General features: G+C 39.9%; 7 protein-coding genes and 1 tRNA gene. 7 read left to right on the top strand and 1 reads right to left on the bottom strand.

Annotated features, from left to right (window positions below):
• Window positions 1-11: 11 nt before the first annotated feature.
• Complete coding sequence (locus tag ADHAQ_RS0122205) at window positions 12-4,571, bottom strand: translocation/assembly module TamB domain-containing protein (protein ID WP_026464800.1); 4,560 nt, start codon at window positions 4,569-4,571, stop codon at window positions 12-14.
• 6 nt (window positions 4,572-4,577) lie between these two features.
• Here ADHAQ_RS0122205 and tsaD point away from each other — a divergent pair, with 6 nt between their 5' ends.
• From tsaD to ADHAQ_RS0122170, 7 genes are all read left to right on the top strand, one after another.
• The gene (tsaD, locus tag ADHAQ_RS0122200; protein ID WP_026464799.1) at window positions 4,578-5,588 is read left to right on the top strand and encodes a tRNA (adenosine(37)-N6)-threonylcarbamoyltransferase complex transferase subunit TsaD; all 1,011 of its coding nucleotides are present in this window, start codon (window positions 4,578-4,580) and stop codon (window positions 5,586-5,588) included.
• 388 nt (window positions 5,589-5,976) lie between these two features.
• Window positions 5,977-8,331: a family 1 glycosylhydrolase gene (locus tag ADHAQ_RS26755; RefSeq protein WP_034257015.1), complete on the top strand. Its 2,355-nt coding sequence runs from the start codon at window positions 5,977-5,979 to the stop codon at window positions 8,329-8,331.
• Between the two features lie 288 nt (window positions 8,332-8,619).
• Complete coding sequence (smpB, locus tag ADHAQ_RS0122190; RefSeq protein ID WP_026464798.1) at window positions 8,620-9,087, top strand: SsrA-binding protein SmpB; 468 nt, start codon at window positions 8,620-8,622, stop codon at window positions 9,085-9,087.
• Between the two features lie 123 nt (window positions 9,088-9,210).
• The gene (locus ADHAQ_RS0122185; protein ID WP_026464797.1) at window positions 9,211-9,987 is read left to right on the top strand and encodes a C40 family peptidase; all 777 of its coding nucleotides are present in this window, start codon (window positions 9,211-9,213) and stop codon (window positions 9,985-9,987) included.
• Window positions 9,988-10,181: 194 nt separating this feature from the next.
• Window positions 10,182-10,685, top strand: a complete 504-nt coding sequence (locus tag ADHAQ_RS0122180) for an HNH endonuclease (RefSeq protein ID WP_026464796.1) — start codon at window positions 10,182-10,184, stop codon at window positions 10,683-10,685.
• A gap of 207 nt (window positions 10,686-10,892) precedes the next feature.
• Complete coding sequence (gene rpsA, locus ADHAQ_RS26750; protein ID WP_034257554.1) at window positions 10,893-12,719, top strand: 30S ribosomal protein S1; 1,827 nt, start codon at window positions 10,893-10,895, stop codon at window positions 12,717-12,719.
• Between the two features lie 201 nt (window positions 12,720-12,920).
• A tRNA-Cys gene (locus tag ADHAQ_RS0122170) sits at window positions 12,921-12,991 on the top strand.
• Window positions 12,992-13,300: the final 309 nt, after the last annotated feature.

Below are 13,300 nucleotides of genomic sequence, written 5' to 3'. Positions count from 1 at the left end.
GAAAAAAAGGTTTACTGTACTTGGTCAAATCTGATGTCTGAATCCAGAATTAACCGTTCTCTTTGCGCTTGCTGATACCTTCTGCGTAACCGTCTCCGGCCAAATAATTCCCGAAGGTTATCAAACTGTTCGGTATGTAAAACACTGGCCCGGGTAACGGTGCTGTTCGTTGTACTAAACATTCGGGGGGTAGTATTATATTCTAATCGAAGACGTACTTTTCCGTTGCGGCCTAAGTAATACTCAGCTCGCCAGTCGCCGGCTAAAGAAGACTGGTTGCCGGTAAAGCCCTGATTAGAAAGGTAATTGTTATTTACGCCGCCTTCCCGGGTTAAACGCAAACGGCCTTCTAACAAGCTATAACTTAACCGCACCTGTAAATTATTAATCAAGGATTGATCAATGGCGCCTTGAACACCAATATCTACTTCTAAATTATTATCTACCTGAGACAACCAGTTGCTTAACTGGTTGGTAACCAATTCGCTAATGCTGCCGGTTATTCCTTGTGATACCGCGTTGTTGCCAAAGTTATTACGTTCCGATAAACGCTTTAAAATAAGTAAACTAAATACCTGGCGGTTTAGCTCATCCTGGTCGTTTCGAATATCGGTTAAAAAAGCTGAAAGCACTGCTTGCTGATCGGAAGGCGTATTTACAAATTCTAAATCCAGTTTAATTTGAGGCGTTAATAAATTTCCTGTTAAAATCATAACGGCCGTTACCGGCAACCGGATGTTAGTGTTACCATTAACATTAGTAAGCCCAGGAATTATATTTTGAGTTAAATTAACATTTTGCGTGTAGGTAGCCGTAATGTTCATTACTCCCTGGTAAGGATCTCCGGTCCAGGTAATGGTGCCACCCGGCCTTATTAAAAATTCTTTATTAATAATGTTATACAAATTAAAATTATAAGCCCCCCGAACGATCTCCACCTGGCCTTCCATAAAAAAATCGCCTCTGGTGTCAATATTCATCCGGATACGTCCGTTGCCAGAACCCCGAACAATATCCCCGGTAGCTTCATCCAGTATAATTTCAATATAAGCGTCTGGTGTCACGTTCAAATTAAAATTCATATTGATACCGGCTATTTCGGTGTGAGCAGCTTCGGTTACACTGGCAGAATCAGAGGCATTATGGTTTATAAACTTAATAAAACTTTGGCGGCTAATAGTGTTATTATTATCTAAAGGGATAGACATGCGGGTGCCGGCTTCACTGCGGGCATCAATTTTTATATCTAAATTAGAAGGGGTACCTAAAACCGTAGCAGAACCGGTAGCAATAGCAGTACCATAGTAAACATTGTTTTGCTCCCGGGTAGTATTTAAAACCATAAACCGGCGGAACACCCCTCGTAAATCCAATATCATGTTTTGGAAGCCCTGATGGATAATACTGCCGCTAACTGTACCGGTATTATTAAGTACATCCGTTAGTTTAACATCTCTGAAAGTAATATCATTTTCCGTAAAATAAATGCGATCAGAAAAAGTATAAATCGTGTTTAAATATTTAAAGTTGAACCGGCCGTTGGTAATAAGAGCCGACCCTGCCAGCAGTGGGGCATCTAATTCGCCGGTAATCTTAAGCCGGCCTTCCATGGTTCCTTCTAAATCGCCAAATAAGGAATTTATCAGCGGCTCTATAAGCTTTAAAGGAGCATTATCCATGACTGCCAATAAATCTAATTGATTGGTTTTATTATTGGCGTTGTAATCACCCGTAACGTTTAGCACCTTCATGTTATCCCGAGTTATCCCTAAATTTATATCCAGGTGGTTGTCATGGTTGTCCCAATTAGTGGTGCCGGCTATTGTTCCCACCAAAAACTTATCCATCATAACGGAATCAGCTGTTAGGTTACTGGTAATTTTGGCTTGGCGATAAATATCTGTTATGGAAATGGTGGCATTTAATACCCCACCCAGATGCTGTGCCAGCAATGGGTTAAGGGTTTCCAGTCGAAAATCTTTAACTGAAATATTTAATTCATTTTTAGGATTTTGCGATAGAAGGCCATTAAAGCTTAATTGTTGATTCCCTTGGTAAATAACAAAATTCTCAAAGCTGATCTCTTTTCCTTCTCCAGCAATGCCCAGAGTATTGTTGGGGACAATGGTCCAGTCTTTGCCCAAAATGTTTATTCGGGAATTATTGAATATTATATCTAAATGATTTTCCTGGAAAGAGAGAACACCATTTAAATTAATTCGGTTAGTAGAATTGGATTGAGCTATATTAGAGGTAAACTGGATGGTACTATCGTTCCAAACGCCTTCTACATATAAGTTTTCGGTGTTGCCCCCGGTGGTCAATACCTCATTCCTGGAAGAAATTACAGCATTAGCCAGCACGCTTGGGCTATAAGGTAGTTTAGAAGTATTTAAATCAATTTCATTGCCGAAGAAAACATTCTTTCCATAAAAAACGGTATCGATGTTGCTATGTAAGGTAAAAATAGCGTTTGCTCCCTGGCGGAAGTTTCCTTCTACCTGAGTGTTTCTTGAAATCCGGACTTCAGGAATAAAAGCTTGAATAACAGAATTAAACGATTTTAAATTTATATTATAATTTACTTCGTATTGATCGTTTTCATACTGTGGTTTTTGCCGGTAGTAAGCGTTGGTAACCGGATCATTACTTTCGAAATTGAGCCTGTACTCTTTTATTAGAATGTTTAAATCTCGAAATAAGGTGCTGTATTGCCAGTTGCCAGTAGCTTTAAAATCAGCTAATTCGGAATTAAAGCTCAGGGTACGGGTGCCATTCTGGTAATCAGATAGGATGGAGGTGGTATCCAGGGGAATAACTGTATTTTTTATGAATAAGGTAGTTTGAGCGAAATAACCCTTACCCAATAAGTTATCTAACCGGGATCCGGTAAAGTTTACGGTAGCTTTTGTTTTTATTTTAAAATCATAATCGGCATACCCTAACTGGCGCAAGTTCAATTCATTGATGTCGGTAGTTAGATTATAAACAGGGTCTTCCTGAACCAGATTGATTTGACCGTTGGCGGTAAGGTTTATGTTTGGATCCTTAATTCGGACATCGCCGGCTAAAATCTGTTTTTTTAAAGTTCCCTTGGCTTTGATGTTGCGGTAATTATATCCGTATAAATGGATGGCTTTTATGGTGGCATCTACTGCGAGGTTAGCCTTATCTAAGGTGAACCCGCTTCCTTTAATGCGCCCATCCAGGCTAATACCTTTAATAATATTGGTTATATCCAGAAATCGGCCAACCTGAAAATTATCGGTATGCAGGTACCCGCTGTAGGCTGTGGCTTTGGTATCTTCGTTAATTTTTAAGTTAAGGTCTGTTTTTACGTTTCCCAAAGCCGTTACAAAAGACCCATTGGCTACAAAGTCGTCATAGAAGCCAAGGAAATTTCCTTCCAGTTTTACAGTTCCTAATTTGCGGGAGTAGGTGTATACTTTTTTGGGAATGTATTGCTTAATATCGTTGGCATTAATGGTAGATGGCTGTAGATCCAGTTCCACGAATGTTTCCTGGATGTTTGGTAAACCAGTGGCGGCGATATTTCCCGTTACATGTGAATTCTTGCCATAATAGGCATTTACCCGTTTGGCGCTAAACCGTTTTACCTGGCCGTGTGCATCGCCGGAAAGCTGGATATGATCATGAAGGTTGGCAACCTGAGGGGCAAAATGAGCTATATCATCTGAATAAAAAACGGCATTTCGTAAATTCGCGGTTACGGTTACACTATCATTAAAATACTGAAAATTGCTAAACTTTCGAAAATCAAACCGAACATACTGGGCCAGGTAACTGCGGCCTAAGCGTAAGGTTAAATCTCCAAACTCCCAGTAGGTGCCTGAGTAGGTCATATGAGAGCTAAGTTCTTTTAACCTGGTTTTCGACCGGGATTCTACCGTACTTAAGTTGGTAATGTGCATGCCTATAGTATCACCTAAACTTATTTCCGAAAGAGTTACGTTGATACTGTCATAGACCATGTGCTGGTAATCCATGCCTTTGTAGGTTATAAAAGGCTTTCTTTGGTCGTCGTAAGTAAAATGGCCATTCAGAATTACTATATTATTTATGCTGAATTCAAAAGGAGCTTTTGGGGTTTTGGGTGGAGTTTTTTTTGCAAGAAGTTTATTAATGGCTTCAATAAAAGAAGTCATATTTAACCTTTCGCTATTTTTATAGTGGATTAGGTTGGCTTTCGGCTCTACTAACGTTAAAGTACCTATATATAATTTATTAGGGTTTAAGAGCGAAAATACCTCAATATCAGCATGAAGCTGGCCAATATAAAAAAGGACTTCTTTCTTATCGTCCAGTACCTTAACTTTGTCTAAAACTACGTCTTTAAAGAATTTTATGTCCACGCGCTCAATACTTACCTCGTGGCCTAGCTTTTGAGATAAAATTTCAGAAATTTCGTGAACAGCTCTGGTTTGTACGCTTGGTATACGAATAATAAAAAACAAAGCTATCGCCAAAAACAGCACGAAATCGAGAATCCGATCAAAAATGGTAAAGACCGTTTCTCCTATTTTTAGTAGCCAGTTATTCTGATTTTCCAAGTACTTATGAGTCCTACAATTTTAGCAATTGAATCTTCCTGCGACGATACCTCTGCCGCTGTTATTAAAGACGGCAAAATCTTATCTAATATTGTGGCAACACAGGCGGTTCATGAAAAATATGGAGGTGTTGTTCCGGAACTGGCTTCCCGAGCCCATGAACAAAACATTATTCCAGTTATTTCTCAAGCATTGCTTACGGCAAATATAACAAAAAGTGAATTAAACGCCGTAGCTTTTACCCGGGGGCCAGGATTATTAGGGTCCTTATTAGTCGGCTGCTCCTTTGCAAAGTCGTTTGCGCTGGGGTTGCATTTACCAATTATTGAGGTAAACCACATGCAGGCTCATATTTTAGCTCATTTTATTGATGCCCCCCAACCATCCTTTCCTTTTTTATGCTTAACCGTAAGTGGTGGACATACGCAGATAGTTCTGGTTAACAATCACCTGGATTTTGAAATTTTAGGTCAGACTACTGACGACGCCGTGGGGGAAGCTTTTGATAAATCAGCTAAATTATTAGGATTACCTTACCCTGGAGGTCCGTTACTGGATAAAATAGCACAATCCGGCAATCCGGATAAATATACATTCCCCATTGTAAACATGCCTGGGTACGATTATTCTTTTAGTGGGATTAAAACTTCTATTCTGAATTTTATTAAAAATAATACCCAAGTCAATCCTGATTTTATTTCTGAAAACTTACCGGATATCTGTGCAAGTATTCAAAAGGCCCTTATTCAAACCCTGATGAAAAAGTTGGTATTAGCAACAAAAGAAACTGGAATAAAAGAAATAGCCATAGCTGGGGGCGTTTCTGCCAATTCCGGGTTGCGGCAAACTATGCAGGAGTTTGCCCTGAAATATAAATGGAATACCTATGTTCCTGCTTTTCAATATTGTACTGATAATGCCGCTATGATTGCTATAACGGCACACTATAAATATTTGGCCGGTGAATTTGCAAACCAATATGCCAGCCCTGATCCTCGTTTAAAATTATCTCTTTAAAATTATACTCTTAATTGCATTTGTTTGCTTAACTATGAAACCTATACTTATGATTTTTAGGGGATTATTTAAATCCTTAATTGGGGTAGTATAGGTGGCATAAATCCGTATTAATCCAGTAAATAAAGCTGTGTTTAGTAAAACACTTAAATTTGTGTGACATACACGTATATTTAAATCCATTCAAAACCACCGATTATACAAGGCGTAATTTCCTTACTGGTAGTATTTATTAAAGCCAGTTTGAAAAGATAATTAGTTAACTCCTGACGAAAAAGTACAATTGGCCAGCTAAAAAAAAGGAAGATGTTTTCCTGCTTTTTAGCTGGGGTGGAAGTTTTTTGCCCATTTTTGGTGCCGATACTTACTCGTCAGTAAATGGCAAAGTATGGAACAGAGTAACAATAGAAATCCGCAATACCCGGAGGTTTGGGCTGGGTTGGAATGTACAGTTAACCGGGTAGGTGATGAATATATGGACCAAATGCAACTTAACGGGCATGCTTACCGGGAAGAAGATATTGCTTTATTTGGAGCTATCGGCGTAAAAAAAATGCGGTACCCGTTGCTTTGGGAATTAACCGCGCCTAATGGACCTGCTACCGCCGACTGGAGCTGGGGAGACCGACGCTTAAAGCTACTGCAGGAACATAATATTACGCCCATACTGGGGCTGGTACATCATGGCAGTGGTCCACAACATACTAATCTGGCAGATCCAGCTTTTCCGGAAGGAGTGGCTGAATATGCCCGGGCTGTAGCCGAACGCTACCCGTGGGTAGAATACTTTACACCAGTTAATGAACCGTGGACCACTGCCCGATTTAGTGGCTTATATGGCGTTTGGTATCCACACGGCCGGGATGGGTATACGTTTGGATTAACCTTATTGCACCAATGTAAGGCTACGGTCCTGGCCATGCGGGCTATACGGGAAATAATTCCGCACGCCAAATTAGTTCAAACGGAAGATTTAGGTAAAACCTATAGTACCCCTTTACTAGCTTACCAGGCGGCGGCGGATAATGACCGGAGGTGGGTTAGCTTAGATTTATTAACCGGAAAACTAACGCCGGAACATACCATGTGGAAGTATTTTGTTGCGCATGGCATTCCTGAAGCCGATTTACAATGGTTCAGGGATAATCCTTGTCCGCCCGACATTATTGGTATTAATCATTACCCTACCAGTGAGCGGTACCTGGATGAAAAATTGGAAGGTTATCCGGAATGGTCGCATGGGGGTAATGGCATTCATCAATATGCCGATGTGGAGGCATTACGGGTAAAGACTGAGGATCCAGCCGGGTTTTATTCTGGTCATAAAGTATTGTTGCAGGAAACTTGGGAGCGGTATGGTTTGCCTATTTCCGTAACCGAAGTGCATATATGCGGGGCAAGGGAAGAGCAGGTACAATGGTTTAAACACGTGTGGGATTCTTGTACTGAACTTAAAAGGAATGGGGTAAATATAGTAGGAGTGGCGGCCTGGTCTTTATTAGGTACTTTTGATTGGGTAAACCTGGTAACACGTGCTGACGGATTTTACGAACCGGGCGTATTTGATGTTCGTGGACCTAGTCCCCGACCTACGGCTTTGGCTAAAATGTTGACTAAACTGGCAACCGGACAAAACTATGAACATGCTTTATTTCATTTGCCTGGTTGGTGGCAGCGGCCCGATAGGTTCTTTTATCCTTTTACAGATGAATCCCGGCAGGAACATTCAGAGATATTTTTACGCCGGGAGGAGAGCAGGTTTGGGAGAGGAACAAAAGCTTACTGGCGCCTGAACTGGAATCCCATTTTTGAAACAGAAACGATTCCGGATGGTGATGGGTTAACTGAACAGGAAGTCCATCACCTGGAAAATACCACTCAACCCATTTTAATAACTGGGGCAACTGGTACGTTAGGCAGTGCATTTGCCCGTATCTGCAGCGACCGCCATATTCCTTACCGGTTATTGGGGCGCAAACAAATGAATATAACCGACCCCTTCTCCATTGAGCGGGCAATCAATTATTATAATCCCTGGGCGGTAATAAATGCGGCTGGTTATGTAAAAGTCGATGATGCCGAAGATGATCCGGAAAATTGCCACCTGGTAAATACGCATGGGGCCCTGTTGCTGGCCGCAGCTTGCCAGAAAAGGGGAGTACAATATTTAACGTTTTCCTCTGATTTGGTTTTTGATGGTTTAAAACAACAACCCTACACCGAAAGTGACCCGGTGAACCCTATAAATGTGTATGGACAAAGCAAGGCGAATGCTGAAAAGTTTGTGCTGGATATGTACCCGCAGGCTCTAATTGTCCGGACCAGTTCCTTTTTTGGACCCTGGGATGATTCTAATTTTCTGACTATGATGTTAAACCAGTTAAGTAAAGGAAATACCTTTCTGGCGCCGGAGGATATAATTGTTTCGCCTACCTACGTGCCGGATCTGGTAAATGCTTGCCTGGATTTATTGGTGGATGAAGAATCTGGTATTTGGCATTTAAGCAATGAAGGTGAAATATCCTGGGCCGATTTAGCCCGAAGAGGAGCCGAAATTGCCGGATTAAGTCCGCAACTGGTACAAGGCTTTGTCGCCAATGAACTGCAGGGACTACAGGCTAAACGACCCCGTTATAGTGCCTTAATCAGCGAACGAGGGCAATTGTTGCCGGCTTTGGAAGATGCCTTGATCCGTTATGTAAACCGCATTAAAATCTCTAAAAGAATAGCATTAAGTATTTAGTTTATATTTTTAATTTTATTGAAAAGCCGGCAACCTTTATTGGTGACCGGCTTTTTAGCTTTTATATTTTATCATTTTTGAAAACAAGCATTAAACAATATTTAACTACTGAATTCGCTATATTTACGTTTTAGTATTGTTTTAGGAGAAGACCTTTCATTATGTTATTAATCTGGAGGCTTTTTTAAAAACAGATATGTTCCTTAACAAGAATGTGTTAATTATTAGAGATACAATTGTTAAACTGTAGTTTAAAATCACCTGATTTTTAATTCAAACCGGGCTTAGATGGCAAAAGAAAAAGAGAGAATAAAGAAAACCGTTACTATTCAAAACCGGCGTGCTTCTTACGAATATTCGTTTATAAATAAATATATTGCAGGAATTATGTTAACCGGAACCGAGATAAAATCTATTCGGGAAGGTAATGTAAACTTAACGGATGGTTTTTGTACCTTCCTTAATGGAGAACTTTTCCTGAACCAGGTTAATATTGCCAAGTTTACCGAGGGTACCTATAACAACCATGAACCTACCCGAACCCGCAAATTATTATTAAATAAACGCGAGCTGAACCAACTGGAAAAGAAACTGCAGGAGCAAGGCTTAACCGTAATACCAATAAAGTTGTTTATCAATGATCGGGGTTTTGCTAAAGTAGAAATAGCCCTGGCTAAAGGTAAGAAACTGTTCGATAAGCGGGAAGATATTAAAGAGCGGGATGTTAAACGGGAAATGCAACGGGATCGGTTTTAGGGCTTTTATATAAGCAAATAATAAATTATAAATTAAAATAAGTAATTATTAAATTTTGTTAGGCAAAAGCAATTCTACCAGTTAGGTAGTTGTATTAGAAGCCTATCAGTAATAAAGAAAGTAGTGGATTTTGGAATTTGTGCTTTAAGCCATGTGCCGGTTAGGAATGAGCCATCTGATAAAAGTGAACTGGTAACCGAATTGTTTTTTGGTGAATGTTATTCCCTGATAAATGTGCAGGGTAATTGGTTCCAGGTCCGAATGGCAGGTGATGGCTACGAAGGGTGGATTGATTTTAAACAGCATACACCCGTAAGTGCAACCTATTTTCAGGAATGGAAAGGACAGGCTCATCCCCGTTCCATTGATGTGGTGCAAACCGTAAGTAATTCCCAAACCAGAATTCCCATATTAATGGGCAGTACCTTGCCCTTTTTTGATGGCATCAATATCCGGGTAGGAGAGCAACGTTATATTTACAATGGCAGAGCATCCAACCCTAATTTACCTAATACAGCAAACTTCTTAACTAAAATTGCCTTAAACTATCTCAAAGCTCCGTATGTGTGGGGTGGTCGGTCTATTTTTGGTTTGGATTGTTCGGGCTTTGTGCAACAGGTTTATGGTATTTGCGGGTACCAATTGCCTCGTGATGCCTGGCAACAAGTATCGCATGGCGAGGAGGTTCATTTTGCCGCCTTAACGCAGCCCGGTGATCTTGCCTTTTTTGATAATGCAGAAGGCCGTATTATTCATGTGGGCCTTCTTTTAGAAAACAGCCAGATTATCCATGCCCACGGTGAGGTACGTATTGATCCGCTAGACCACCAGGGAATATTTAATACTACCCGCAGACGCTACTCTCATAATTTACGCATAATAAAGCGGTTATTGCCTTAAAAACTTATTGTTTCAACCTAATTTATTTTTCATGTTTCTAACTTTGATGCTTTCGCAGACGTCCGCGCGATTTGGTTATCATATCTAAAAAATAAACTTAGAATATTGCTGGTTAATATTTTATTTTTGTTAAGGCCGTCACCGCAATTGCTTTGAATAAAAAAAATACGTATGTTAGTACAAGTTAAGGTTCTATGGATCAGAAAGTACTCATACTTAATCAAGACTATTCGGCATTTGCCTTATGTAGCATTCAAAAGGCTTTTGTTCTTTTATATTTAGAGAAGGCCGAAATGGTTCATAGGTCAGAAACAGGTTTTATCCGGACAATCAGTCAAAACTTTCCTATCCCTTCTATTATCCGCTTACACCGATATGTGCATGTTCCTTATAAAGGTATTTCGTTAAGTCGTCATAATATCATGCGGCGCGATCAGTATCAATGTCTCTATTGTGGTTCAACTAAAAATTTAACCCTCGATCATATGGTTCCCCGGTCCAAAGGTGGTGGGTCTAGCTGGACAAATTTAGTAACGGCCTGCATGCGCTGTAATACAAAAAAAGGAGACCGCACCCCTGAGGAGGCAGGATTAATTTTAAAGCAGAAGCCCAAACGGCCTTCTTTAGTAGCCTTTCTGGCCGCTAATGCTGGTGCTTATGATCAAAACTGGGCTACCTATCTGAAGGTGAAAGCCTAAATTAATGGGCTTCCGGGGCTACCAAGTTTAAATTGTTAATCTGCAATCACTTATTAATCAATAGTTTTATTTTATAAAAAATAATTCGTAACTTCGCCGCCTGTTCAAACTGAATAGCTTTGCTTCAGACTGAAGTAAAGAATGTTTAACTTAAAAAGACTGGTGGCCTGGCTCGACTTCCGGTTCTTATTCAGAGCTACTTATAATATGAGTGCAAACGATAATTTTGACTGGGACAAATTTGAATCTCAGAAATTTGGCGGTGCTTATTCTAAAGATGAGCGTGCCCAATTAGAAAAAATGTATGAGGACACCCTCACTACAGTTCAGGAAGAAGAAGTAATCACCGGTACTGTAGTAGGTATCACCGATCGTGACGTTATCCTGAATATCGGCTTTAAATCTGATGGTTTAGTTCCTATTTCGGAATTCCGCGACCAGCCAGATCTTAAAATCGGCGATGAGGTAGAAGTTTTCATAGAAGATCAGGAAGATCCAAATGGCCAGTTAATTCTTTCCCGTAAAAAAGCTAAAATTGTTAAAGCTTGGGATATTATTTATAGCGCATTGGATAACGATACTGTACTGGAAGGTATGGTTAAACGTCGGACTAAAGGTGGTTTAATAATTGACCTTTATGGCGTTGAAGCTTTCTTACCTGGTTCACAAATAGACGTTAAGCCAATCCGCGACTTCGACGTATTTGTTGGTAAGAAAATGGAAGTGAAAGTAGTTAAAATAAATGCTGCTTTCGATAACGTAGTTGTATCTCACAAAGTCCTGATCGAGAAAGATCTGGAGCAACAACGTCAAGGTATCCTAACCAACTTAGAAAAAGGTCAGGTATTAGAAGGTGTTATCAAGAACATGACCAACTTCGGTGTATTCATCGACTTAGGAGGTGTAGATGGCTTGTTACACATCACCGATATTTCATGGGGACGTATCAACCACCCAGAAGAAGTATTAAAATTAGATCAGAAAGTTAACGTAGTAGTTCTTGATTTCGACGAAGACAAGAAACGTATTTCTTTAGGTATGAAGCAATTAACGCCTCATCCTTGGGATGCACTTCCTGCTGATGTTGAAGTTGGTTCACGCGTTAAAGGTAAAATCGTTAATGTAGCTGATTACGGCGCTTTCTTAGAAATTGCTGCAGGCGTTGAAGGTTTAATCCACGTTTCTGAAATGTCTTGGTCACAACACTTACGTAACCCACAAGACTTCATCAAACAAGGTGACGAAATTGAGGCAGTTGTTTTAACTTTAGACCGCGATGAGCGCAAAATGTCTTTAGGTATCAAACAATTAACGGAAGATCCTTGGACTAAAACTGATGTATTAACTAAATATGCGGTAGGTACTAAACACACAGGTGTGGTTCGTAACTTAACCAACTTTGGTTTATTCATTGAGTTAGAAGAAGGCGTTGATGGTTTAGTACACGTTTCTGACCTTTCTTGGACTAAGAAAATTAAGCACCCATCGGAGTTTGTTAAAGTAGGTGAAAACCTGGATGTAGTGGTATTAGAGTTAGACGCTCCTAATCGTCGTTTAGCTTTAGGTCACAAACAACTGGAAGAAAACCCTTGGGATACTTTTGCTACCCTATTTAGCGTAGGTTCTGTACATAAAGCTACTATTTTAGAGAAATCTGATAAAGGAGCCGTATTAGAGTTACCTTATGGTATTGAAGGATTTGCTTATCCTAAAACTTTAGTTAAAGAAGACGGCGCTACTGCTGAAGCTGGTGAAAACTTAGACTTCAAAGTAATGGAGTTCTCTAAAGATGATCGTAAGATCGTTCTTTCACACACTAATGTTTACGCTGATCCGAAAGAAGATGCTTCTAAAGCAGATAAATTCACGAAGAAAAAGCCAACGGGTGATGTTAAGAAAGACGCTAAAACCGATAACAAGAAGAAAGCTGATCCAGAGCGTTCTACTTTAGGTGATTTAGATGCTCTTTCTGCTCTGAGAGAACAAATGATGAGCAATGAAAAACAAGCTAAAGACGATGCAGCAGCTGAGTAATTAGTTTAAATATTTTACTGGAAAGCCTTGAAGAAATTCAAGGCTTTTTTTTTCCTAAAGTGTAGGTTCAGGTGGGTTGTGTATCAGGTTGTTAGTAGTAAAGCTAAGCTTCGGTAAAGAAATTCAAGAAAAAAACATCATTTTTTTAGGCAGAGGCTTTGCATAATATCGATTTCTATGTATGTTTGCACTCCCAATCACGGTAGCGTGGCCGAGTGGCTAGGCAGAGGTCTGCAAAACCTCGTACAGCGGTTCGAATCCGCTCGCTACCTCTCCCTGAAATCCCTGGCTTTGTAAAGAGTCAGGGATTTTGTTTTCTAGCTAAACTGCAATTCTCCTCAGTACTTTCTGAAAAGACCTTGATACGTATATTTACGTCATTGAAAATAATAAATAAGGTTAAATACGTATTTTAAGGTAATTGCTGTTTTGGACGCGCTGTACGAGGTTTCTTAAAATCTTTTTATTTAGCGATACGTATTACAAACACATTTAAATCTTAAAAAAAACGTACTTCTTCAGCTTAGATAGAAGTGGAATCCCCCTGAATACTTAATATCAAACCATAATTCTGAACCATT

The organism is Adhaeribacter aquaticus DSM 16391 (assembly GCF_000473365.1).
Lineage (GTDB): Bacteria > Bacteroidota > Bacteroidia > Cytophagales > Hymenobacteraceae > Adhaeribacter > Adhaeribacter aquaticus.
Note: the sequence above shows the minus strand (reverse complement) of the source record. Positions and strands in the feature narration are given on the sequence as shown.